Source organism: Dokdonia sinensis, assembly GCF_003688895.1.
GTDB classification, from domain to species: domain Bacteria; phylum Bacteroidota; class Bacteroidia; order Flavobacteriales; family Flavobacteriaceae; genus Dokdonia; species Dokdonia sinensis.
The window spans coordinates 114,133-138,089 of sequence record NZ_REFV01000012.1; the positions used below are offsets into that span (position 1 = coordinate 114,133).

Below are 23,957 nucleotides of genomic sequence, written 5' to 3' on the forward strand. Positions count from 1 at the left end.
ACGTTGTGCTTAAGATGTCGTTATTTTTAACTTAGCAAAATCTTAAATGTATCTTTGTGCAAAACCATTCTTTTGCTCAGAGGAGTCATTTATATGCTCATTGCCGCTTTCGCCTTTTCGTGGATGAACCTGTTTGCAAAATACCTCGAGAACTTTCACCCGCTTCAAGTAGTCTTTTTTAGAGCTTTTGGAACTTTTATTTTTATATTTCCTTTTATGCTTTCGCGAAAGCTTCCTATAATCGGTAAAAATGTGTTTTGGTTAAGTTTTAGAGGTGTACTAAGTTTTGTATCACTTGCACTTTACTTTATTGTAATACAAAGAATACCGCTAGGATCTGCGGTAGCATTACGATATACCGCTCCTGTTTTTAGCGCAGTATTTGCATTAATATTCCTAAAGGAGTACGTAAAATTTTGGCAATGGATTGCCATTGCAATTTCCATTGCAGGTGCGTTTGTAATGAAAGAAGTTGATTTAAGAATAGACACTTTGAGTTTTACACTCGTCATCCTCTCATCCATCTTGGTAGGTGGTGTGTTTACGATTGTCCGATATCTAGGATCTCGTGAGCATTACCTTACGATCATTAATTATTTTATGGTTTTTTCTATAGTTGGTAGTCTTTTCTTTTTAAGTAAGTGGCGTATGCCTGTAGGTCAAGAATGGTGGTATGTTTGTGGTATCGGTGTTTTTGGGCTTTTTGGTCAAGTATTTCTTACCCGCGCATTTCAACTTGCAGATACAGCTACTGTGGCGCCCATAAAGTATATGGAACTAGTTTATGCATTGCTATTAGGCTATTTTATTTTTGGAGAAACCTATGGCTTTTACCCAATGATTGGGATGGGACTACTCATTTTTGGAATGCTACTTAATTTGTGGGTAAAGCAAAGGGGGTAATCGTATTAACGAAAAAAGCAGGTCAACTGACCTGCCTCTTACTATCTTATTAGGATACCTTCTTAGTTTTGCTCATCTATAGCAGGAGTAGTAGCCTCTACTTCTCCTGTTACTTCTGTCTGAATTTCCTCAGTACCTTCTACTTCCATAGTTGGTGCATTTTCTATCACTTCGATAGTAGTTTCTGAAGACTCAAGAGCAGTTTCACTAGTAGCTTGAGGAGCAGTCTCTTTGCAAGCAGCTAGAGACAATACAGTAGCTGCGATAGCCACCGAAAAAAAAGTGTTTTTCATTGTTTTATTTCTATTAAAAAAAGTGGGCAAATATAATTTTATTTTTGACACGCATAACGTTTTTAAAAATTATTTCAAATTATTTTTTAGCATCTAACTACTTGTGATTCAATTTTTTAGATAACCTAGAACTATCAACCATCATTACATATAGAAGAATAGACACCCTTTTTTACAAGAAAACTACTTAAGCACTATTAATCCAACGTAAAATTTCTTTGCTCGTCGCACAGGACATTGTAATTTCCAGAAAATTTAACCATTTGGAAGAGATACGTCTTAAGCTGGAATACATTAAAAACAAATAGGAAAGTATTATAGATAGGTAACCCATTTTTACATACCGACTGATCTTCAGACCCAAGTGCAGTACTTAAATAAGAAATGGAAAAACCACGTCAACAGTCTAGTTTAATGCAAAGATCATTGAAGAGCTCATAGAAACCTATAAAATCAGGCTTAATAAAGCACCATAAGCTCAAAGACGCAAACACTCTAAAAGCACAGAACCTGCATCAAGGCAGGTTCTGTGTTTGAGTAAGTGTCATAATTCTATTAAGAAGCTGCTTTTAATTTATTCAGGGTAGATTTATTAAGTTTAGACTCAGCGTAATCTCTTGACACCGTAAATTCTGTCTCCTCTGAACTGGGTAAGTCGAACATTGCATCTGTAAGCACTGCCTCACATAAAGACCGTAAACCTCGGGCTCCAAGCTTGTATTCAACTGCCTTTTCTACTAAATAATCTAACGCTTCGTCAGAAATAGAGAAGGCTATATCGTCCATTTTGAACAGCTTAGTATATTGTTTTATAATTGCATTTTTAGGCTCTGTAAGAATAGCTCTAAGTGTCCCTGCATCTAGGGGATCCATATGAGTTAGTACTGGTAGGCGGCCTATGATTTCTGGTATTAACCCAAAATCCTTCAGATCCTTAGGGATAATATACTTAAGCATATTATCCTTCTCTAACTCATCATCTGTTTTGCTGGCAGCAAAACCCATAGCTTGCATATTGAGACGCTTAGAAATATGACGCTCGATGCCATCAAAGGCTCCACCGGCTATAAATAAGATATGTTCCGTATTTACTTCTATAAACTTTTGATCAGGATGCTTGCGTCCACCTTTTGGCGGGACATTTACTACTGTTCCTTCAAGTAATTTTAACAAGGCTTGTTGCACTCCCTCTCCACTAACATCACGTGTGATGGATGGGTTATCACTTTTACGCGCAATTTTATCGATTTCGTCTATAAAAACAATGCCGCGCTGTGCTTTGTCTAGGTTATAATCTGCTGCTTGTAATAGTCTCGTTAAAATGCTCTCTACATCTTCCCCAACATAACCTGCTTCGGTTAGGACGGTTGCATCTACAATCGCGAGAGGCACGTTAAGCATTTTTGCAACTGTTTTTGCAATTAGGGTTTTTCCAGTACCCGTCTGACCAACCATCACCACATTACTCTTTTGAATCTCAATATCATCATCGCTAGAAGGCTGCAATAAGCGCTTGTAATGATTATAGACTGCGACAGAAATTACTTTTTTTGAAAACTCTTGACCTATGATATATCCGTCAAGAAATTCTTTTATCTCATGCGGTTTCTTCAGTTTAAGTTCTCCTGCAAGATCGTTTGTCTGAGTATCCTTTGATTCTTCGATAACAATACCGTGAGCCTGTTCTATACAACGGTCACATATATGCGCATCTAGACCTGCAATTAAGAGGTTAGTCTCTGGCTTTTTCCTTCCACAAAATGAACATTCTAAATCTTCCTTCGCCATATTGATTCTTTATAATAAGGAGTACGCTTTCGCGAAAGCGCACAAAAATTTATTTTATTCTCTACGTAACACTTCGTCTATCATTCCGTACTCCAGGGCCTTATCTGCCTTCATCCAGTAATCTCGATCACTATCCTCGTAAACTTTATCGTATTCTTGGCCTGAATGCTTTGCTATGATCTCATATAGCTCTTGCTTAAGGGTAATAATCTCTCTCGCCGTAATCTCAATATCACTTGCTTGACCTTGTGCACCACCTAATGGCTGATGAATCATCACACGAGAATGAGGAAGACCGCTACGTTTACCCTTAGTTCCGGCACAAAGCAACACCGCACCCATAGATGCTGCCATACCTGTACATATCGTTGCTACATCAGGCTTGATAAACTGCATCGTATCATAAATTCCCAGTCCTGCATAAACGCTACCTCCAGGAGAATTAATATAAATCTGTATATCCTTGTTTGCATCTGTACTCTCTAAAAAGAGGAGTTGTGCTTGTACGATATTTGCAACTTGATCATTAATACCCATTCCTAAAAAGATGATCCGATCCATCATCAATCTAGAAAAAACATCCATAGAAACAGCATTCATCTGGCGTTCTTCTATAATATTAGGCGTCAGTCCTACTGGTGTCATAGCACTTGTAATCTGATCGTAGTACATACTATTTATACCCTGATCCTTGATTGCAAAATCTTTAAATTCTTTTCCGTAATCCATATCTTTAATCGTGCAATTTTTTATAGTTAAAAAAGGCGCATTACTGTAAAAGTAGCGCGCCTTAAAGATACTTATAAATCAATTAGTATTCTAATTGTATACTTCTTTGACAAAGTCATCAAAGCTTACTTTCTTAGTCTTTAACTTCACGTTTTCCTTAAAGAAATCGAGCATTTTCTGGTGCATAAGCTGCTCTGATAGACGTTTTACCTCTTCTTGGTTACCGAGTATGCGTGCCGCAATATCGTCCAATTCTTTCTCCTCTGGGTTAAGCTGACCAAACTGCGCCATCTGGCCTTTAATCATCTCCTTAGCGTAAGCCTTGAGCTCCTCGAAAGTTACTTGTAAGTTATTTTCCTGAACGATCTTACCTTCTATTAACTGGTAACGAAGTCCTTTTTCAGATCGGTCGTATTCTTCTTTTGCCTCTTCGAGACTCATTTCCTTTTCTCCGGTAGATTGAATCCAACGCGACAAGAATTCACTAGGTAAATCAAATTTAGTCTCATCTATAAGACGCTCTGTAACATCGTTTAATAACTGCTGATCGCTCTGCTGTTTGAACTGACGCTCTGCATCTTCTTTTATCTTATCCTTAAGTTCGGTTACAGAAGTTACTACTCCTTTACCAAAAAGCTTATCAAAAAGCTCTTGATCAAGATCTGCAGCCTCTCTTTTGTTAATTTCAGAAATTGTGAAGGTTACCTCAGCATTGAGATCATTTGCCTCATCTTGGGACATTTTAAAGGCATTCTGAAAATCTCGAGCCTCGGCAAAAAGACCTTTTGTCTTTACGGTAATAATATCCCCAACTTTTGCTCCGATAAAGGCGTCTGTATTTTTCTTCCCTTTAAGCGCTGCCACTTCAAAAGTTGTCGTATTTTCAATACCAGCCTCATCGTTAAAAAAAGTTCCTGTTACCTCACTATCTTTTGCAACCTCTTTTTGAGGAGATAATTTCCCATATTGCTTCTGAATGGTAGTAACTTGATTCTCAATCATTTTTTTATCTGCCTCAATCTCGTAGCTGACTACCGCCTTTTTAGGCTGTAAGTTTACTTCAAATTTTGGCGCCATTCCTAAATCAAACTCAAAGCTGAAATCATCTGCATCCCAGTCAAACTCTTCCTGATTTTTAGGCAATGGATTTCCTAAGACATCCAGCTTTTCTTCAGTCATATATTTACCAAGGGCATCTTGTAAAAGCTTATTTACCTCGTCTACAAGAACTGCTTTTCCATACTGCTTTTGCACAATCCCCATAGGAACGTGTCCTTTTCTAAAGCCAGGAATATTTGCAGTCTTTCTGTAGTCTTTTAAAATCTTATCTACTTTTTCTCTGTAGTCATCCTTTGCGATTTCTACTTTAACCACAGCGTTAAGCTCGTCTATTTGGTCTCTCGTGATATTCATATCTGTCTTAATTTAAGGACGGCAAAAGTACGGATTTTTTATCCTTTTGACAATCTTTTAAATAGTTGTCTTCTAAGCGATTTAATTGTCCTTAAGAAAGCTAAATAGAATGCTCTGGAAGATACTGAGCAGGATGCTAAAGAGCAATGCATACAGAAATCCATCTACAGCAAAGCCGTCTACAAAATAATCTGCAAGGAGAATAATAAATGCATTTATAACAAAAAGGAACAATCCAAACGTCAGTAAGGTAATAGGTATCGTTAATATCACGAGTATAGGCTTTACAATAAACCTAAGTAATGCCACTACAATAGCGACAACTATTGCTCCAACATAACCAGAAACCGCAACTCCGGGCAAAATATAAGCTAGCACCATAACGGCAACCGCAGTAAGAAGAATTTTTAGAATGGTATTCATAATATAAGTTTTAATGGTTATCCTTATGCTTTCGCGAAAGCATAAAAAAGATACAAATAAAAAAAGCACCAAGGTCGCCCAAGGTGCTTTCTTAATATTTAAGTCTAATGCTTAGTTTACATTATTTGTAATATTTACGGTACTGTAGTCTCCTATATTTACTTTAGGAACCGTAGCGCCATACTTAGCATTTATAGCGTCAATGATTGAGTTTGCTGTAAGAGCATATCCTCTAGGTGATGGGTGAACTCCGTCAAGAGAAAAAGCACCACCTGTTACAAACGTAGAAGTAAGCGTTCCTCCGTCAAAAACAACACCACTACCAGCAACCTGCTGCAATTGTGCTCTTGCATCTACATAAGCAAGATCATTTGCCGCAGCAAGACCCTGAATGGTTGCATTGTATGAAGCTTGCGCTGTTGCAACACGTCCTTGCTCAACAGCTGTAAGCACAAACTGATCTGCAAGTGGCACAGAAACACCATTTATTAATTGTGGATTATCGTTTACAAGCGTTCCTAAAACCCCAGCAGCCGTAAGCGGAAATAAGTCACTATCATTAGCCTGACGCAAAGTGCCTAATGTAGCAGCTGTAGCAGCATCTAAACCGAAAGGAGGCCCTTGCAAAATTTGAGAAATATCTGTAAGATCGTCATCGCTCATTGTAGGGAAGTTTACTCCTTCTGCAAAGTTAATTTGACGTGCAGCAGCTTCTTCGGCCGTAATGATTCCAAACTGAACTAATCCTGGTAAAACTTGCTGATTATACAAGGCAAAATTACTATTCAAAAATGCAGCCGTAGGAGCATCAAGAGGTATGGATTGTGCTGGTACGGTTGTAAAAAATGGGATCGAAGTTACATCTGCAATGTTTACCAAAGCCCCTTTTGCACCAGTCCCTACTAAGGCAGCAACTTGTTGAGAATACACAGATGCAAAGACGTTAGGATCTGTAATATCATTACCACCGTAAGTAGATGGATCAAGATTTCCTGTTTGATCTGTCCCTGCTCCTCCAGAAGTAGCGTAACTTAATACATCATTATTTCCTATCCACAAGGAGAAGAAAGAAGGATTTTGAGCAACTGCATCTGCAAGAACAGTTGCATTAGGCTCAGAGGCGATGCGAATAAAGTATGGATTTGCGGCAGCTGGAAAGTTTGCCACATTACCATAACCCGGTGTTACTAAATGGAAAGATTTTGCACCAGGCACTCCCATATTATTAAATGGTCCTGAAAGCACGTTGCTTATATCTGTAGTAGGCGTACCAGCAAGAACGGCAGGCCCAGGATTACCATTTGCATCTGTAGCAAGTACAAATCTATTTGCTGTTATTTGGTTTCCTCCTAGAGTAAGACCTCCTAAATTATCGTTTGTAAGCGGCTGAGTAAATTCTCCACCTCCCGCAAGCGCAAATTGTTGCGCCATAATATTTGGGTAAGAATCATTTTGAGCTGTTCTGTAAAGAGCACCGTCTGCAAATCCAGCAGTAAGTGAGTTACCTAAAGCGACATAATTAGAAAAATCTGCTTCGCCACTAGTGAAAAAGTTATCCTCTTCTATTGGGTTGTCAAATTCTGGTTCACAGGCTGCAAATGCAATTGCAAGTACTGGAAGATATTTTATATATTTTTTCATCTTGATAACGTATTATAATTTATAAGAAACTCCTAATCCAGGAATGAAAGCACTAGACTTGTAAGTACCTCCGAAAGGGACTGTCTGTCCGTTCTCAGTATAACCAGTATATTCTGCATCTACCTCTTCGAATCTTAAATAAAGGAATGAAGCATCTATGGACAACTTCTCTCCTATATTAAAGGAAAGTCCTCCTGTGAAACCGTGAGAATCATTACGTGGTGTTTCTGGAGCAAAGAACCCTTCTGTTACAGGAGACTCATCAAAGTAATATCCCGCTCGAAGCGTAATAGCTTTTACAGCCTCATACTGAACCCCAAAACGATATGTTGAAGCGTCATCATAGTTACGAGGGTTAACAGAATCTGGCACATCTTCTGGAGCAAAATCGATGTCTAAAGACTCATAAGCACTCCATACGGCAAGATTATAATCAAATGCAAACATCCACTTACCCCAAGTGTAAGAAGTACCGATAGACCACTCTGCCGGCAGAGGCAATGAAGCAGCAAACCCTACAGATCCATTTTGAACGGGAGCTAGTGGAGAGTTTGGAACGTTCTCAAACGTAGCAACTCCTTCATCTTGCTCAACTTCTACGTCAATTCTAGAACGATAATTCATCCCAAAACGTAAATTTTCAACTGGATTAAGCATAAAGCCAGCAGACCAACCCCAAGCAGAAATACCGCTGGCGTCTATAGTAACATTGGAGCGATTTCCCTCTTCATCTGTGAGTGTTCTGTTCAAATTACGATTAAAGTTTACAGACCCACTTACATAGATAGGTCCACCTCCAACACTAAACACATCTGCAAGTTTTACAGACACCAACGGCTGAATGTAAATTGCTGCAAGGTCTATGTTATTTACAAGGTGTGATCCAGCCCAGTCGTCTTCGTAAGAAACTGCACTACCATAAGGTGTGTAAGCAGCAAGACCTAATGTCACGTGATCAGAAACTGCATAACTCCCGTAGAAGTAAAAAGGAGTTCCTGTTGGACTATTAGTTTGGGCAGACTGTCCAAATTCTGCATTCTGAAATTTCACATCTGAGAACACAGCACTTACACCACCAGCAATGTTCAACTTATTTTCTAAGTAAACAAGTCCAGCTGGATTAAAAAACGCAAGCTCTGCATTATTTACCACAGCAACACCAGTATGTCCCATAGCAAGAGAGCGCTGCCCCTGAAGGCTCACACGGTAACCTCCTGCGTATGTCACAGCACACACTAGTAAGAGTACCAAAACACTAAATACTTTTTTCATAATTTAAATTTAGTTAGAGGAATTTTTATTGATTCTTTAATGATAAGCGACTAAAATTACGATAAATTCAGCCACTCGATAATTTTTACTATAATTTACTATGCGTACATAATAAATAATTCACGACAATGTTATAAAAAATTTAGGACTTCTTTCAGGAAAACTTTGGGATTTTCTGCGTGAAGCCAATGACCTGCTTTAGGAATCGTTTTTAATTCTGCTTTCGCGAAAGCGGAATGAATCAAATTTTCATCTTCTTCCCCTATATAATCTGAATGCTCACCTCTCAAGAATAGGGTCTCTGCGCTGTACTTCTTCTCTACTGGAAGAGGCTTCCCTATTTCTTCTATATGAGTAATTAAAGCTGAAAGATTCATCCTAAGCCCAAGCTCACCTTTTTCTTTCCAATATAAGTTTTTGAGCAAAAATTGCCGTATTCCGATCTCAGGAATATATTGCGACAGGAAATTATCTGCCTCACTTCTTCCAGAAAGCGCCTCTTTATCTTCCGATAAAGCCATAAGCCCCTTAAGAATAACCTGATGATGTTGAGGATATGCTCGCGGACTAATATCTGCAATGATTAGTTTTTTTACGACATTCGGATAAGTCGTTGCAAAGAGCATTGCTGTCTTTCCGCCCATACTATGCCCTAAAAGTACAATCTCCTTCAAATCCTTTTTATCACAATAGGCTTTCAAATCCTCAACAAGAAGCTCGTAGTTAAAATGCTCACTATGAAAGCTCCTGCCGTGATTGCGCTGGTCTACAAGATGGACTTCATAACCTTTATCTGCAAACTGCCCTCCGAGCGTTTTCCAGTTGTCACCCATACCTAAAAACCCGTGCAGAATGACAAAAGGAATCCCTTCTCCTATGATTTTAGAATGTAACATCTATGCTAGTTTTTTGAGATATTGTTGTATGACGCTATCAAAACCAAAATACAATGATTCTGCAATAAGAGCATGTCCTATTGAAACTTCTAACAATTCTGGAATACTATCTTTAAAAAATTCAATATTCTCTAAAGACAAGTCGTGCCCAGCATTTATACCTAACTGCAAGTCATTTGCTAGAAGTGCTACGTCAATGTAGGGCTTAATCACATCTTTATTCCCTTGAGCATAACCTTTAGCATAGTCTTCTGTATAGAGCTCTACCCTATCAGTTCCAACTGCTTTTGCTCCTTCTACCATTTCCATAACAGGATCTACAAATATGGAGGTTCTAATCCCATAAGACTTAAACTCTGAAATAACTTCTGTTAGAAAATTCTTGTTCTTGATTGTGTCCCAACCGGCATTAGATGTTATTGCATCTACAGCATCAGGAACAAGAGTTACCTGAGCGGGCTTGCACTCCAAGACTAAATCAATAAATTTTTGAATAGGATTCCCCTCTATATTAAGCTCTTTAGCAACTATTTCCTTTAGGTCTCTTGCGTCCTGATATCTTATATGACGCTCATCTGGCCGGGGATGTATGGTTATTCCCTGAGCCCCCATTTTTTCGAGATCTCTCGCTACCTTTACTACGTTAGGAAAATCTGCTCCACGGGAATTACGGAGCGTTGCAATTTTATTTACGTTTACACTTAGTACTGTCATTGTGTCCTTGGTATGAATTGTGCTACAAAAATACAAAGACGCCCGTGTGGGGCGGCTATTTTTTCATTATTTTGCAATATGCTCATTACAGATTATATCATAAACGACATAAAACCAGTTTCAGAAACAGAACCTGTCTCTGCTGTACAGTCTATCTTTAGTCAAACTACGTATTCACACGTGCCTGTCTCTAAGGACGGCACGTATCAGGGCTCCCTTGCAGAAAATGACGCGCATTGCTACGAAGGAAAAACAACCATTTCTGAATATCGACATTCTTATAGTCAGTTTTTTGTGAGATTTGACACTAACTGGCTAGACGTTTTAGAGGCATTTGCTCAGAACAGTACAAACATAATGCCTGTGCTCGATGAGCATAATAGTTATTTAGGATACTACGAACTGGCAGATGTGATGAATTTTTTTAACAGCACTCCATTCATAGCAGAATACGGAAGTGTCCTTATTATTGAGAAAGGAATATTAGATTATAGCTTTAGTGAGATAAGTCAAATTATTGAATCTAATGACGGAACGATTTTAGGAGCTTTTATTTCGAAAATAGAAAATGACGTAGCAGAAATCTCAATTAAAGTAGGAAAAGCTAATTTTAATGATCTTCTTGCAGCTTTTAGAAGATATAGTTACAATATAGTCTCTAGTCATCAAGAAGATACCTTTGTAAGAGATCTTAGAGAGCGTTCACAATATCTTGAAAAATATCTTAATATATAGGCACTATGAAAGTAGGCATCTTCGGCCAGTTTTATCATCGTGACTCTGCACGATATGTCCAGGAATTGCTGGATATTCTGGACAAACAAAATATTGAGGTAATTATAGAACGTAATTTTCTTGAACTCATTCATAAGAATGAGAATATTAATAAAAAATATTCTCATTTCTCCACCTTTGAGGAATTAGACAAAAGCTACAATCTTTTCTTTAGTATAGGTGGTGATGGGACTATGCTCAGAACTGTCACCTACATAAGAGACCTAGACATCCCCATAGTAGGTATTAACACAGGAAGACTAGGATTTCTTGCAACCATTAAGAAAGAAGCAATAGAAAAATCTGTTCTTCAAATCCTCAAGAGTAATTACTCGCTTTCTGAGCGATCACTACTGTCTGTAAAAGTAGAGGGTAATGCTGAGATTTTTGGCGACATGGACTTTGCGCTTAACGAGATTGCGGTAAATAGAAAAAACACAACCTCGATGATTTCGGTAGAGACCCATATAAATGGGGAACCACTTACCCACTATTGGGCAGATGGTCTCATTGTGGCTACACCTACAGGATCTACAGGTTATTCCCTAAGCTGCGGGGGACCGGTAATCGCACCGCTCACCTCTAGCTTTGTTCTCACCCCTATTGCACCTCACAACCTAAATGCTCGCCCTCTAGTGATTCCTGACAATAGCATTATAACACTTACCGTTTCGGGTAGAGAAGAGCAACACCTGATTTCGCTCGATTCCCGTATTACAACTTTAGACAACGACACTACAATTACAATCCAAAAATCACCTTTTACCGTCAAACTAATTACACTAGAAGACGAGAGCTTTCTTAAAACCCTACGCAAGAAACTACTTTGGGGAGAAGATAAGCGCAATTAGGCAATATTTAAGTAGAAAGACTGTTAACCAAATGTACCTCGAGATGGTATTTTTTTATGCGCTTTCGCGAAAGCGTATAATCCACACATTTACGTGTCTAATTACAGTTAAGAGTACATTATTATTATATTTGCAAACTTTTGAAGCTATATGAGGTATTTGACGATTATTGCAATCGCCATTTTTTGGAGCAATACAATAACCGCACAGCAGTATGAAGCAGGACTTTATGCTGGTGGTGCAAATTTTATAGGAGATGTAGGAAAAACTACATTTATCGCTCCTAATAGCCCCGTTATAGGGGGAATCCTTAAATGGAACCGAAGCTCAAGACATTCGTTTAGACTCACCGCATTATTTGCACAATTAGATGTAGACGATGTTAAAAGTGATGACCCTAGACGGCTAGAACGAGGTTATAGTTTTAAAAACAGCGTAAAAGAAGTCTCTTTAGGACTGGAGTACACATTTTGGGAGTTTGATATGTTTAAGGCTAGAAATCCTGCATCGCCTTACTTATATACAGGTCTTACTTATTTTAACCACGATGACTTTGCCTTAGATACTAGAAGAGACGAGCTTGTTAAGACTGGAAGCTCTTGGGACGTAGCAATCCCAATGGTAATAGGTTACAAAGCAGCATTTGGCGGAAGGGTTGTGCTGGCATTTGAAGCTGGTGCTCGCTATACACTATCTGACAATCTGGACGGGAGTGCCCCAAAAGAAGGAGATGGCTTAGCAACAACATTTGGAAATAGTAATAATAATGACTGGTATATGTTTACAGGGGTCACCCTGACATTTACTTTTGGACGCAGACCTTGTTTCTGCGCATTCTAACAAAAGAATGACCGTAATAAAAGACATCAAAGCTGGGAATCTCCCTAAACACATAGCCATCATTATGGATGGTAACGGTCGTTGGGCAAAAAAACAGGGACTTTTGCGTGCAGCAGGCCACGAACGTGGGACTAAAGGCGTTAAGGAAGCCGTAGAAGCTTGTGCCGAGTTAGGTATAAGTTATCTTACGCTTTATGCTTTTTCTACAGAAAACTGGAACCGACCTAAAATTGAAGTAGACACTTTAATGCGCCTACTCGTTTCTTCTCTCAAAAAGGAAATAAGTACCCTTCAGAAAAATGACATTTCTCTAGAGACCATAGGAAATATAAATACATTACCTAAAAAAGCACAACAAGAGCTAAAAGAGGTCATTGAGAAAACAAAAAACAACAAGAGACTCAAGCTTACCCTAGCCTTAAGTTATGGAGCAAGAGAAGAAATAACACAAGCAGCTCGAGAAATTAGTCTTAAAGTTAAAAATAACATAATTTCGCCAGCCGAAATTGATGAGTCTTATATAAATAAGCATCTTTACACGCACGATTTGCCAGACGTAGATCTTCTTATAAGAACAAGTGGAGAGCAACGTGTGAGTAATTTTTTGCTTTGGCAAATAGCATATGCCGAGTTTTATTTTACGGATGTGCTATGGCCAGATTTTACTAAAGCTCACTTGCATGACGCAATTTTTAATTATCAGAAAAGAGAACGCCGATTTGGAAAGACAAGTGAACAAATTAATTAGAATGAACAATACTGCAATGTTGAAAAAACTTGCCTTTTTAGTGCTTTTTCTTGCCGCAACAATAGCACAAGCGCAGCGAGAACTTCCCCTTGACCGAAATACTCAATACGAGATCGCCTCGATTAAAGTTACAGGAACAGCAACTTATAATGAGGGTACTGTAATTGCTTTTACAGGACTTCGTGTAGGCGAAAAATTGTATTTGCCTGGAGAAAAGTTAAGTAATGTCATAAAAAAACTATGGGACCTTGAACTTTTCTCAGACATAAATCTATACGTAACTGGTCTTGATGGTATAAAAGTAGATCTGCGCCTAGACATTCAAGAAGTGCCTGAATTGAATGAAGTTAAAGTCCGCGGAATTAAAGAGAAAAAAGCAGCCCCATTCATAAAGGATAATGGCTTAAATAAAGGAGCTAAGGTTACAGAAAATTTAATCACAACGACAGATAACTATATTGAGAATTATTATCGCAAGAAGGGTTACTTCAACTCTAAAGTAATTGTAAATACAATAGATACACCAGACTCTATTGCTGGCAACAAAGTAAATATGGTTATAAGCGTGGATAAAGGTGAGCGCGTTAAGATAGACGAAATCATATTTGAAGGAAACGAAAAATTATCTGACAAGAAGTTGCGTAAAGCAATGAAAAAAACGAAAGAGAGAAATCCGTTACGCATATGGAAAAGATCTAAATATATTAAGGCAGATTACGAGCTAGACAAGGTTGCCATTATTGATAAGTACAAGGAAAAAGGGTTTAGAGATGCACGTATAATTTCTGATACAATTATTAAAACTGAGGATGATAGGATATCTTTAAAACTTAATGTCGAGGAAGGCAACAAATATTATATAGGTGATATAAAATTTATTGGCAATACCGTGTATAGTGACGCCCAACTTGCAGCAAAAATTGGATTGACCCGTGGCGACGTTTATAATGGTATTGTTCTAAAAGAACGCATTGAGCAGCCTGGTGACCCTGATGCAGATGATCTTGCTAATCTTTATCAAAATAGTGGATATCTATTCTCCAATATAAATCCTGTAGAAGTTAATGTAGCTAATGACACCATAGATTTTGAAATAAGGATACAAGAAGGGAAGCTAGCCTATTTTAATAAAATTACTATTAAAGGTAATGACAAAACTAAAGACCACGTCATTTACCGTGAACTACGTACACGTCCAGGACAGCAATATAGCAAGCAAGCCGTTGTTACTACAATTAGGGAACTAGGTCGCCTAGGATTTTTTGATCCTGAACAACTCACTCCAGAATTTAAAAATGTAGATCAAAATAATGGGACATTAGATTTAGAGTACAACGTTGTCGAGCAAGGAGCAAGTCAGATAGAACTTCAAGGAGGCTTTGGAGGTGGTGGTTTTGTAGGAACTCTTGGCCTTTCATTTAATAATTTCTCCATTCAGAATATATTTAATAAAGACGCGTATCAACCTCTTCCTATGGGAGACGGTCAGAAGTTCTCATTAAGAGCTCAAGCGAGTCAATTATTTCAGACATATAGCGTCTCGCTAACAGAACCTTGGTTCGGAGGCAGGAAACCTGTACAGCTATCTGCTTCATTCTCACATACCGTACAGTTTTTATTTAATAGAACACCCGGTCAGAGAGGTTTTGATGTAGACCGCGACAGAAGGTTCCTGATAACAGGAGGATCTCTAGGCCTAGCAAAACGATTGACTTGGCCAGATAGAAATTTTACACTCTCACACGCTATAAGCTTCCAACATTTTGATCTCAGAAATTATAATACTGGATTATTTACTTTCGGTAATGGATCTTCAGAGAATCTTGCTTACACAATAGGACTAAGCCGAGATAATACATTTACGAACCCTATATTCCCATTAGGAGGTTCAAAATTTAGTATAACAGCAAAAGTTACACCTCCGTATTCTTTATGGAATGGCGTAGATTATGAACAGTTAGATGGAGAACGTCAGCAAGCCGTTTTAAATGGAGATCAGACAGAAATTGGGATTATTGATCAGAAACGTTTTGATTGGTTAGAATTCTATAAAATAAAATTTAACGGAACTTGGTACACACGCCTTTATGACAAACTCGTTCTACAATCTAATTTAGAATTTGGATGGCTAGGAGCCTACAATCAGAATAGAGGAGTGCCGCCGTTCGAACGTTTCTTTTTAGGTGGTGACGGACTAGGTGGATTCTCTCTAGATGGCCGTGAAGTTATACGACTAAGAGGATACCCTAACCAATCTGTAACTCCGCTCGATCGTGTTAATAACTCTGCTCTTACCTCTAATGATGGAGCAACAATTTACAATAAATTCAGTCTAGAATTACGTTACCCAATAAGCTTTAATCCACAAGCAACGATTTATGCACTTACCTTTGTAGAGGGTGGATCCACTTATGACAATTTTCGGGATTATAACCCGTTTCAATTAAATAGATCGGCTGGAGCGGGAATTCGTATATTTATGCCTGCTTTCGGATTGTTGGGGCTTGATTTTGGTTACGGTTTTGATCCCATCCCTGGACTTACATCTCCAAATGGGTGGGAAACGCACTTCATTATCGGACAGCAATTCTAATTTTTGGCACGATTATTTCTAACCACACTCTGAAGAATTATGAGAACGAAATTTTTATTACCTATTGTCGCAATTTTCCTGATGAGCTATACTGTCTCAGCACAACGTAGTCTTCGCATAGGATATATAGATATGGACTACATCCTTGAAAATGTCCCAGAATATCAAGAAGCGTCATTACAACTAGACACTAAGGTTAATAAATGGAAAAGTGAAATCGAAGTTAAGCTCGGGGAAGTCGAACAGATGAAAAAGCAGCTTAATAATGAGCGCGTTCTTCTCACAAAAGAACTTATAGAAGAGCGAGAAGAGGAAATACAGTTTGAAGAAGAACAAATATTAAAGTACCAACAAGATCGTTTTGGACCAGGTGGTGACCTTATGATTCAAAAAAGACAACTCGTTGAACCAGTGCAAGACCAAGTCTTTAATGCAGTACAGGAAATTGCCACTAATAAAAAATACGATTTTGTTTTTGACAAATCATCAGATGTAGTAATGCTCTACACTGCAGAGCGTCACGATATAAGTGATCAAGTTTTAAGAAGTATCACTAGAGCCGCAAAACGCAGTCAGGTAAACAGCCGCAAGGATAAAGATGAATTAGAGAGAGATGAGGCTCGAACGGTAGAGGAGGATAAAGAGATTTCAGAACGCCAGCAAGCCGTCGAGGCAAAAAAAGCAGAGCGTGAAGCTGCACTAGAAGAAAGAGCAAAAGCAAGAGAAGCACAACGTGAAGCTCGAAAAAAGGAATTTGAAGAAAGAAGGGCTCGTCTTTTAGAAGAAAGACAACAACGCAAAGATAGTTTAGACGCCATAAGAAATGCAGAAAAAGATCAAATTGCAGGAGCTACTTCCGAAGAGTTAAAAGAGCAAGCCAGACAACGTTTAATTGAGGAACGCCAGCGCAAAAAAGACTCTACACTTGCAGTTAGAAAGAGAAAAAGAGACTCTATTATAGAGTCTAGAAAAAATAGAAACAGACCGCCAGGAACACCAGATGGTGATGATGGAGGAAGATAACGACCCTATATTTATACACTTAAACAATTAAATTAGATTACCATGAAACAAATTAGATTAGTAGTAATAGCCTTAGCTTTGGTTCTTGGAACAACAGGTTTTGTTCAAGCACAAGATTCAAAAATTGCTCATATTGAGACTCAAACACTTGTAGAGGCTATGCCCACATATAAGGCAGCTCTATCCGAGTTAGAGAAGTTGCAGAGATCCTATGATGCCCAAATAAATGAAATGGGTACAGAACTGCAAAAAACTGTACAGCGCTACGGTGCAGAAGCAGACAAGCAAACAGATGAGACAAATTTAAATCGTCAAAAAGAACTTCAAGAAACAGAAAGAAAAATTCTTGAGTACCGCCAGAATGCATTAAAAGATCTTCAAAAGAAAGAACAAGACCTACTTAAGCCTATTTTAGAAAAAGCTCGTGTAGCAATTCAAAGAGTAGCTCGCGCCAAGGGTTTTAAATATGTTATCGATTCAACTCCTGGTGCTGCTGGAGTAATTATGGCAGACGGGTATGATCTTATGGCAGATGTAAAATCTGACTTAGGAATCTAAAAATAAATTATAGTTACGCTTTCGCGAAAGCGTCTTAACAATAAAAAACTGTTTACATTCGTGTAAGCAGTTTTTTATTTTCTGTAACTCAGGTGAGAACACAACAACACATAGGAATATTTGATAGCGGTGTAGGTGGCACATCTATATGGAGGGAAATAGTCCAGCTCCTACCGAATGAATCTACACGCTATCTAGCCGATAGCAAAAATGCTCCCTACGGCGACAAATCACCACAGGACATAATTAAACTTTCTATTAAAAACACAGAGGAGCTGCTTTCTTTAGGAGCAAAAATTATTGTTGTGGCTTGTAACACAGCTACTACAAATGCAATAGAACACTTAAGGGCAACATACAATGTTCCTTTTATAGGAATAGAACCTGCTATAAAACCAGCAGCCCTAGCTTCAGAATCTGGAGCTATAGGAATTCTAGCCACTCGCGGAACATTAAGTAGTAAGCTTTTTGCAAGTACATCGGGGAAATTTACTGAGCATCTCAAGGTTGTTGAAGTCGTGGGAGAAGGGCTTGTCCCAATTATAGAATCTGGTGATTTGAGCAGTACCACCCTGCGCAACTTACTTTGGGACTACACCAAACCTATGATTGCTGCAAATATTGACCATCTAGTACTAGGATGTAGCCACTACCCTTATCTCATTCCTATTCTTAAGGAAATACTTCCTCCTAACATTAAAATAATAGATTCAGGCCAGGCAGTCGCAAGACAAACCAAATCGATTTTAATAAAACATAATCTTATTGATCAGGAAGCATCTCATAATGTGAGGCACCTGCTTTATTCTAATAGAGATATAATCACTCTCAAAGAATTATTACAAGATTTTAATGCTCCAATGGAGTTTAACGTTAGAGACTTTTAATTATTTAAAATGTGCTAGGAGATTAGCCTTTTGGGAGGCAGAGACCATAACTTCCTTTCCAGAACTCAATACTACAGATCCTCCTTTACCCTTACGATATCCTACAACTTCGTTTACATTTACCAGATAAGACTTATGTATGCGAGCAAACCCAAAACTAACTAGGGCTTCTTCAAAATATTTTAGCGTTTTACTGACAAGCTTCTTTTCCCCAGATTCCATAAAAATCAGGGTATAATTATCATCTGCCTGACAATATAATATCTCTTGCGCTACAAGAACTTCAAATCCATCCTGAACGGGAATAGTGATCTTACCTTTACTACCTATATCGGGAGTTGACAACACTCTATTTTCTAGAGCCACTTCCTTTTCATTAATTTTTGCAACATAGTCAACAGCCTTGATGAGCTCATCTATAGATACTGGTTTTAGTAAATAATAAGAAGCGTGAACGTTGAGAGCGTCTACTGCGTATTGATTATATGCCGTTACAAAAACGGTTTCGAAGGTACGATCGCCTACTTGTTCGAGTAAATCAAATGCATTTCCGCGAGGCATTTCTACATCAAGAAAAACCAAATCTAATGTGTTATTTCTTATAAGTGTCAAGGCCTCTTCAATATTTTCGGCCTCTCCGACAAGATCTACTCTTGGACAGTATTTTGCAATATAATTGCGCAATATCGCTCTGCTTGTTTCTTCATCTTCTACTATTATTGTTCTTAATTGCATTGTCCTAATTTTTTTTCAAAGTTAATATCACCTTAGTCCCTTCACCAGTATCAAAAACATCTGAAACAGCAACGTTTATCCGATCATCGTACATCTCATTTAAAATATCGATACGTTTTTTGATATTCCCCATTCCTTTAGACTTTTGCTTTTTCTGGTTTTCCGTTTTTAGCGCCTTACTCTTCTCCCTACCTACACCATCATCTGTAATAGAAACAAGAGCTGTTTCTTCATTTTTTTGAGAGAAGTGAATGTGCAAGTACCCTTTCTCTTCTTTATATCTCAACCCGTGCCAGACAGCATTTTCCACATATGGTTGTAATAACATAGGAGGGATTTCAAAATCATCTAAATTTAAGTTTTCATCTACCGTAAAAGTGTAATCAAACTTATCCTTGAACCGAAAATGTTCCAGCATCGTATATTTCTGTAGGAGTTCTACTTCATTAGACAATGGGATAAAGTCTTGTTCACTATTTTCAAGTACTGAACGCATAAGACTGGAAAAATCTGCCAGATATCTATTTGCTGTGCGTTCATCATTAGTCGCTATAAAACTATTTACAGAGTTTAGAGCGTTAAATATAAAGTGTGGGTTCATTTGTGACCTTAGGCCGCGAAGAGCGAGTACATTATTTGCAAACTTCTGCTGTTTATTGCTCTGATGCATTGTATAAGCTGTTATCATAAGCAATAAAGCAACAAGCGCAAGTGCGCCAATAATTAATTGCTGCCGTGTATTACGCACGTTTATGAGCTCCTCCTCTTGCAAAAATAGTTGATACCTACTCTCATTTAGTTCTCTATCCTTTTCTAGACTCAAGATTCTATTTTGCTTTTCGGCAATGTCTTTACCAAAACGACTTGCTTGTGATATTTCTTGTTCCTTTCGAGCATAATCTTCATCAACGAGAGCAACATAACGTTCATAACTTGTTGCCGCTTTATCAAAGGCACCCATATCTCTATAGAGTTCAGAAAGTCTTCTCGTTGCATCTTTTTCGACTATGACATCTTCCTTCTCGGCAGCTTCGGAAATACTTTTTTCAAAAAAGGGTATTGCCTCCTCTAATTTACTCTGCGCAGCATAAGCATTTGCTATTTTGTAGTTCTGTTTTTGTGGGGTAATAGCATCACTATTATTTATGGTATCGGAATTTATTGTCGTAAGACTATTTAAAGCTTTCTTACGCAATTCAATTTCCTCATCATAAAGCTTATTACGACTAAAAAAGTCTGCAGCTTGAACTTTTGCACGAGTAGCGCCCTCTGTATTCTGGAATTCAGAAAGTTCAAGCGCATCGTCATAATATGTGATTGCTTTATCCTTTGTTCCGCTAAGCTCGTAAGCCTCTGCAATCTTAGTATTTAATCGAGTAGCAGCCTCAATGTTAGTGTTTTGAGAAGCGATCTTTTCGGCAATCTTATAATTCTTAATCGCCTGCATATAATCGCCAGTTGCAACGAGCGCATTACCCATCCCTTCAGCTATCGTACGCTCTTGTAGGGATGTGACTTTTTTTGCTTTAAGCTTTTGGAACAATGCAATACTTTCTTGATAGTTCTTACTATTATTAAAGGCAATTGCAAGAGCTATCTCGACATCAATACTCGGAACATTTTTGAGACTCAGTCTATAGTTTGTTACAGCGAGATCATATTGTTTCCAGTAAGTATAAATATCTCCTAAGACTTTAAAAGCCTTTGCCCTCTGTTCAATTCCTAATGCGTCATCTCTTACTGATTCTAGGGCAGTAGCAATATTTTCTACCCCGGCTGTAGCACTTTCCTTATAGACTAAAAGCGCCTTAACCATAGATTCGTCAAAACTGTTTGATAGTTTTTTAGGCAACGGAGTCTGCTGTACGAGTGACTCTTTCTCCTCCTCGTCATAAGATACCTCGCTAGGATTTGGTTTAACCTGTACTTGGATACGCTGCGTATCTTTTATGGTATAATAAATGGTCTCAAAGCTCTCGTGGCGTATCACCAGCTCATCTCCTCTTCGAGCTCTTATACGGAACTCCCCATCGTTTAAGGTAGTTGTATAAGCGCCGCCGGTGACCTCTACATTAACCCTACTTACTGGTTTCTGTGACTCTAGGTCGGTTACAGTTCCAGTAATAGTGAGCAATGGACCTTCACTCCGAGCATAACGATCAGGAATACCCTGAGCGTTGAGACTAAAACTCACACAAAAGAATACTACAACTAGATATATATTTTCTTTCAACTTTTTCATTACCACCAAACATACCGCAATAATTTTACATCAAAAAATAGCCATACCCACGAGAAGTTGATTAATTAGTTATTTAAACTGTATTTATTCACGTTTCCTAAACAAAATAGTACGTTAACTCATTAAAACCCTCGCTCCACTCATTGTTCATTTTTTCAAATATTTCTTAGACGTACATTTCGACATTATTCATCAAAATATAGAAACTATGAACGTTAGAAAACATCTTTTAGCAGCCCTATTCCTTGTTGTTATTACAAGCTGTAAGGGAAATACGGTAAATGAGGATAAGTACGCTTTCGCGAAAGCGGAGACACAAGAAAACATCACAGCATCAAACCTTAAAACTGCTCCTTACTCTATCCGAGTCGCCTTACTCCTAGACACCTCAAATAGTATGGACGGACTCATCGAGCAGGCCAAGTCGCAACTATGGGAACTTGTAAATGAACTCTCCTATGCCAAATGCGGAAATGATACTAAACCAAGCTTACAAATTGCACTCTATGAATATGGTAATGACAGGTTAAATGCCAGAGAAGGTTATATAAAACAAGTAATTCCATTAAGCTCCGATCTAGATGAAATATCCAAACAACTATTTGAACTCACAACAAATGGTGGCAACGAGTACTGTGGCCAAGTAATTCAAACTTCTTTGGAGCAACTCAATTGGGGAAACAGAGATAATGACCTAAATCTTATTTTTATTGCAGGAAACGAACCTTTTACGCAAGGCCCCATACGTTATCAAGACGCTGCTGCAAATGCCTGCGAGAAAGACGTAACCATTAATACTATCTTCTGCGGAAACTATAATGAAGGTGTAAATACAAACTGGAAGAATGGAGCAGATCTTACTAAAGGATCTTATATTGCAATAAATAGTGACAAGCAAACCGTACACATTCCATCTCCTTATGACGACCGTATACTTGAGCGCAATAAAGCATTAAATAATACCTACGTTGCTTATGGATCTTTAGGAACTCAAAAACTTCAAGAACAGAGCACGCAAGACAGTAATGCAAACAATTATGGCGAAGCAAATGCCGTAAAAAGAGTCGTTAGTAAAAGTTCGCATTTTTATAAAAACGAAAGTTGGGATCTTGTAGATGCCGAGGAAAATGAAAACTTTAGTTATGATAAGTTAGACACGTCTACCCTACCGAAAGAATTACAAGGTAAAAACAAATCAGAAATAGTAAAATATGTTGCTACAAAAAGACAGGAGCGAGAACGCATTCAAGAAGAAATCGCTTTATTAAACAAAATGCGACGTGATTACGTAGCAAAAAAGCAAAAAAAGGGAGAGAATGAACTTCAAAACGCTCTTCTCAATGCTATAAAAAAGCAAGCAAGAGCAAAGCATTATTCTTGGGATAATTAAACCCCCAATATTAGAAACAAAAAAATCGGCATATGCCGATTTTTTTGTTTCTAATATTCAGGTTAGTTTACCGCTGGACAATTACAATCATAAGGTTCTCTTCCACTTCCGAAATTATATCCTAAGCTAAGTTGGTGAAAACCTCCATTACTAAGTACGACAGAGTTGTTCTGATATGAATACGTATACCCAAAAAGGAACTTATCATAATTCACTCCCAGAAATGGAGTGATATATTGCAATTTTTGAATCTCAACAGTTTCACCATTTGGCGTAAACTCGGCTCCATCTAGACTTCGTCTATAAGAAAGTCCTCCCCATAACTTACCCCAATCAAACTTGCGGTATGCTTTAGCATTTAAATCTACTGTAGCTTCTCCCGTTTGATCTGTTGCCTGAAACATGGCAGATGGTTCAAAACTCCATTCGCTATAAAGTGGTGATATCGCATATGCTAAAGAAACAATGTAACGACGTTGATTATTTGGCTCAAAATTCTCTGAAAAAATATCCCTTTTAACTGGAATTGCATTTTTAACCGTTGCGTGTGCAGAAAAGTCCATAAAATTATAGGACATCCCAAAATCAACATTAAGGTAAGAATCACTTTGTTGAATACCCGCAACTACAGGATCAAAATCTGTCAAATCAAATGTTGTTTCATCCAACCTACCTTGTATTACTCCAACACTCATTCCAAATGAAAGTTGATTAAGATCCACATAATTCCTACCCATTAAAAGATGGTATGCAAATGTTGCATAGACTCCACTTTGAGAAAAATACCCATTACTATCATTAAAGAAAATCCCTCCTATTCCTACTTTTTCACCAGCACGACCATTAAAACTAACAGTTTGTAAGTTGGGTGCATCATCCACATCAAACCATTGCTGGCGTGCTGTCAATCTCAATTTACTTACAGTCGAAGCGCCAGCCATAGATGGATGCAATAAATATAAATTATCAGATAAATAATCTGAGTATGTAGGTATTCCCTCTTGTGCCTGCATAAATGGAGACACGCAAGCTATAAGTAGGATTGATAAATATTGTTTTAAGCTCATTGGGTTAACGTTTTAGTGCAAAATGTCCAGAAAATTCTTTTTTGACAAGCTCTCCGTTCTCATCTGCTTCATTGTATTCCACTCTGAACCAGTAATCGTTAGATGGCATTGGCTGTCCGTTAAAGGTACCGTTCCATCCCGGGCTTGTCGGGCTTAGCTGCTTTAGCAGTTTCCCGT

Annotated in this window: 23 protein-coding genes; 10 read left to right on the forward strand and 13 right to left on the reverse strand. The window is 38.1% G+C overall.

Translation table 11 applies throughout. The features are described 5' to 3' along the window. Positions 1-72 precede the first annotated feature (72 nt). Complete coding sequence (locus tag EAX61_RS12345) at positions 73-903, forward strand: DMT family transporter (protein WP_236642040.1); 831 nt, start codon at positions 73-75, stop codon at positions 901-903. Between the two features lie 62 nt (positions 904-965). Here the strand turns inward: EAX61_RS12345 and EAX61_RS12350 are convergent, their stop codons facing one another. From EAX61_RS12350 to EAX61_RS12390, 9 genes are all read right to left on the reverse strand, one after another. Beyond that, complete coding sequence (locus EAX61_RS12350) at positions 966-1,196, reverse strand: hypothetical protein (RefSeq protein WP_147448371.1); 231 nt, start codon at positions 1,194-1,196, stop codon at positions 966-968. 555 nt (positions 1,197-1,751) lie between these two features. After that, a complete protein-coding gene (gene clpX / locus EAX61_RS12355; RefSeq protein WP_121918011.1) occupies positions 1,752-2,984 on the reverse strand; it encodes an ATP-dependent Clp protease ATP-binding subunit ClpX in 1,233 nt (410 codons plus the stop codon). Positions 2,985-3,038: 54 nt separating this feature from the next. Then, positions 3,039-3,713, reverse strand: coding sequence for an ATP-dependent Clp endopeptidase proteolytic subunit ClpP (clpP, locus tag EAX61_RS12360; protein WP_121918012.1), 675 nt, complete (start codon positions 3,711-3,713; stop codon positions 3,039-3,041). A gap of 90 nt (positions 3,714-3,803) precedes the next feature. Continuing rightward, positions 3,804-5,126 carry a trigger factor gene (tig, locus tag EAX61_RS12365; protein ID WP_121918013.1) on the reverse strand — a complete coding sequence of 441 codons (1,323 nt, stop codon included), beginning with the start codon at positions 5,124-5,126 and terminating at the stop codon, positions 3,804-3,806. An 81-nt stretch (positions 5,127-5,207) separates the two neighbouring features. Next, positions 5,208-5,549 carry a phage holin family protein gene (locus EAX61_RS12370; protein WP_121918014.1) on the reverse strand — a complete coding sequence of 114 codons (342 nt, stop codon included), beginning with the start codon at positions 5,547-5,549 and terminating at the stop codon, positions 5,208-5,210. Between the two features lie 111 nt (positions 5,550-5,660). Next, positions 5,661-7,190: an SGNH/GDSL hydrolase family protein gene (locus EAX61_RS12375; protein ID WP_121918015.1), complete on the reverse strand. Its 1,530-nt coding sequence runs from the start codon at positions 7,188-7,190 to the stop codon at positions 5,661-5,663. A 12-nt stretch (positions 7,191-7,202) separates the two neighbouring features. After that, positions 7,203-8,462 (reverse strand): OmpP1/FadL family transporter, encoded by a 1,260-nt coding sequence (locus EAX61_RS12380; protein ID WP_121918016.1) that lies wholly within the window; start codon positions 8,460-8,462, stop codon positions 7,203-7,205. 131 nt (positions 8,463-8,593) lie between these two features. After that, complete coding sequence (locus EAX61_RS12385) at positions 8,594-9,358, reverse strand: alpha/beta fold hydrolase (RefSeq protein ID WP_121918017.1); 765 nt, start codon at positions 9,356-9,358, stop codon at positions 8,594-8,596. Continuing rightward, positions 9,359-10,072 (reverse strand): pyridoxine 5'-phosphate synthase, encoded by a 714-nt coding sequence (locus tag EAX61_RS12390; RefSeq protein WP_121918018.1) that lies wholly within the window; start codon positions 10,070-10,072, stop codon positions 9,359-9,361. A gap of 78 nt (positions 10,073-10,150) precedes the next feature. On the opposite strand from EAX61_RS12390, the gene EAX61_RS12395 reads away from it, so the two are divergent. From EAX61_RS12395 to murI, 8 genes are all read left to right on the forward strand, one after another. Next, on the forward strand, positions 10,151-10,807 hold the full coding sequence (locus EAX61_RS12395) for a CBS domain-containing protein (protein ID WP_121918019.1): 657 nt from the start codon (positions 10,151-10,153) through the stop codon (positions 10,805-10,807). A gap of 5 nt (positions 10,808-10,812) precedes the next feature. Continuing rightward, positions 10,813-11,697, forward strand: a complete 885-nt coding sequence (locus EAX61_RS12400; protein ID WP_121918020.1) for an NAD kinase — start codon at positions 10,813-10,815, stop codon at positions 11,695-11,697. Between the two features lie 150 nt (positions 11,698-11,847). Next, a complete protein-coding gene (gene porG, locus EAX61_RS12405) occupies positions 11,848-12,537 on the forward strand; it encodes a type IX secretion system protein PorG (RefSeq protein WP_121918021.1) in 690 nt (229 codons plus the stop codon). 7 nt (positions 12,538-12,544) lie between these two features. Beyond that, positions 12,545-13,285 carry an undecaprenyl pyrophosphate synthase gene (gene uppS / locus EAX61_RS12410; RefSeq protein WP_121918022.1) on the forward strand — a complete coding sequence of 247 codons (741 nt, stop codon included), beginning with the start codon at positions 12,545-12,547 and terminating at the stop codon, positions 13,283-13,285. A 1-nt stretch (position 13,286) separates the two neighbouring features. After that, positions 13,287-15,878 (forward strand): outer membrane protein assembly factor BamA, encoded by a 2,592-nt coding sequence (gene bamA / locus EAX61_RS12415; RefSeq protein WP_236642041.1) that lies wholly within the window; start codon positions 13,287-13,289, stop codon positions 15,876-15,878. A 39-nt stretch (positions 15,879-15,917) separates the two neighbouring features. After that, complete coding sequence (locus EAX61_RS12420) at positions 15,918-16,901, forward strand: OmpH/Skp family outer membrane protein (RefSeq protein WP_121918024.1); 984 nt, start codon at positions 15,918-15,920, stop codon at positions 16,899-16,901. Between the two features lie 42 nt (positions 16,902-16,943). Further along, on the forward strand, positions 16,944-17,459 hold the full coding sequence (locus EAX61_RS12425) for an OmpH/Skp family outer membrane protein (RefSeq protein WP_121918025.1): 516 nt from the start codon (positions 16,944-16,946) through the stop codon (positions 17,457-17,459). Positions 17,460-17,551: 92 nt separating this feature from the next. Continuing rightward, the gene (murI, locus tag EAX61_RS12430; protein ID WP_121918026.1) at positions 17,552-18,346 is read left to right on the forward strand and encodes a glutamate racemase; all 795 of its coding nucleotides are present in this window, start codon (positions 17,552-17,554) and stop codon (positions 18,344-18,346) included. Here the strand turns inward: murI and EAX61_RS12435 are convergent, their stop codons facing one another. Both EAX61_RS12435 and EAX61_RS12440 read right to left on the reverse strand, forming a co-directional pair. Further along, positions 18,347-19,081, reverse strand: a complete 735-nt coding sequence (locus tag EAX61_RS12435) for a LytR/AlgR family response regulator transcription factor (RefSeq protein WP_121918027.1) — start codon at positions 19,079-19,081, stop codon at positions 18,347-18,349. A 4-nt stretch (positions 19,082-19,085) separates the two neighbouring features. Continuing rightward, entirely contained in the window at positions 19,086-21,323 is a 2,238-nt protein-coding gene (locus tag EAX61_RS12440; RefSeq protein ID WP_121918028.1) for a histidine kinase, read from the reverse strand. Positions 21,324-21,531: 208 nt separating this feature from the next. On the opposite strand from EAX61_RS12440, the gene EAX61_RS12445 reads away from it, so the two are divergent. After that, positions 21,532-22,713 carry a vWA domain-containing protein gene (locus tag EAX61_RS12445; protein ID WP_121918029.1) on the forward strand — a complete coding sequence of 394 codons (1,182 nt, stop codon included), beginning with the start codon at positions 21,532-21,534 and terminating at the stop codon, positions 22,711-22,713. Between the two features lie 62 nt (positions 22,714-22,775). Here the strand turns inward: EAX61_RS12445 and EAX61_RS12450 are convergent, their stop codons facing one another. After that, positions 22,776-23,780 carry a PorP/SprF family type IX secretion system membrane protein gene (locus tag EAX61_RS12450; protein WP_121918030.1) on the reverse strand — a complete coding sequence of 335 codons (1,005 nt, stop codon included), beginning with the start codon at positions 23,778-23,780 and terminating at the stop codon, positions 22,776-22,778. A gap of 4 nt (positions 23,781-23,784) precedes the next feature. Next, the coding region (locus EAX61_RS12455; protein ID WP_147448372.1) for a T9SS type B sorting domain-containing protein at positions 23,785-23,957 on the reverse strand (173 nt) is incomplete at its 5' end.

Excerpts from the sequence above, each read along its gene's own strand:
- EAX61_RS12350 (WP_147448371.1), bottom strand. The coding sequence starts at position 1,196 with ATGAAAAACACTTTTTTTTCGGTGGCTATCGCAGCTACTGTATTGTCT.
- clpX (WP_121918011.1), bottom strand. The coding sequence starts at position 2,984 with ATGGCGAAGGAAGATTTAGAATGTTCATTTTGTGGAAGGAAAAAGCCA.
- clpP (WP_121918012.1), bottom strand. The coding sequence starts at position 3,713 with ATGGATTACGGAAAAGAATTTAAAGATTTTGCAATCAAGGATCAGGGT.
- tig (WP_121918013.1), bottom strand. The coding sequence starts at position 5,126 with ATGAATATCACGAGAGACCAAATAGACGAGCTTAACGCTGTGGTTAAA.
- EAX61_RS12370 (WP_121918014.1), bottom strand. The coding sequence starts at position 5,549 with ATGAATACCATTCTAAAAATTCTTCTTACTGCGGTTGCCGTTATGGTG.
- EAX61_RS12375 (WP_121918015.1), bottom strand. The coding sequence starts at position 7,190 with ATGAAAAAATATATAAAATATCTTCCAGTACTTGCAATTGCATTTGCA.
- EAX61_RS12380 (WP_121918016.1), bottom strand. The coding sequence starts at position 8,462 with ATGAAAAAAGTATTTAGTGTTTTGGTACTCTTACTAGTGTGTGCTGTG.
- EAX61_RS12385 (WP_121918017.1), bottom strand. The coding sequence starts at position 9,358 with ATGTTACATTCTAAAATCATAGGAGAAGGGATTCCTTTTGTCATTCTG.
- EAX61_RS12390 (WP_121918018.1), bottom strand. The coding sequence starts at position 10,072 with ATGACAGTACTAAGTGTAAACGTAAATAAAATTGCAACGCTCCGTAAT.
- EAX61_RS12395 (WP_121918019.1), top strand. The coding sequence starts at position 10,151 with ATGCTCATTACAGATTATATCATAAACGACATAAAACCAGTTTCAGAA.
- EAX61_RS12400 (WP_121918020.1), top strand. The coding sequence starts at position 10,813 with ATGAAAGTAGGCATCTTCGGCCAGTTTTATCATCGTGACTCTGCACGA.
- porG (WP_121918021.1), top strand. The coding sequence starts at position 11,848 with ATGAGGTATTTGACGATTATTGCAATCGCCATTTTTTGGAGCAATACA.
- uppS (WP_121918022.1), top strand. The coding sequence starts at position 12,545 with ATGACCGTAATAAAAGACATCAAAGCTGGGAATCTCCCTAAACACATA.
- bamA (WP_236642041.1), top strand. The coding sequence starts at position 13,287 with ATGAACAATACTGCAATGTTGAAAAAACTTGCCTTTTTAGTGCTTTTT.
- EAX61_RS12420 (WP_121918024.1), top strand. The coding sequence starts at position 15,918 with ATGAGAACGAAATTTTTATTACCTATTGTCGCAATTTTCCTGATGAGC.
- EAX61_RS12425 (WP_121918025.1), top strand. The coding sequence starts at position 16,944 with ATGAAACAAATTAGATTAGTAGTAATAGCCTTAGCTTTGGTTCTTGGA.
- EAX61_RS12435 (WP_121918027.1), bottom strand. The coding sequence starts at position 19,081 with ATGCAATTAAGAACAATAATAGTAGAAGATGAAGAAACAAGCAGAGCG.
- EAX61_RS12440 (WP_121918028.1), bottom strand. The coding sequence starts at position 21,323 with ATGAAAAAGTTGAAAGAAAATATATATCTAGTTGTAGTATTCTTTTGT.
- EAX61_RS12445 (WP_121918029.1), top strand. The coding sequence starts at position 21,532 with ATGAACGTTAGAAAACATCTTTTAGCAGCCCTATTCCTTGTTGTTATT.
- EAX61_RS12450 (WP_121918030.1), bottom strand. The coding sequence starts at position 23,780 with ATGAGCTTAAAACAATATTTATCAATCCTACTTATAGCTTGCGTGTCT.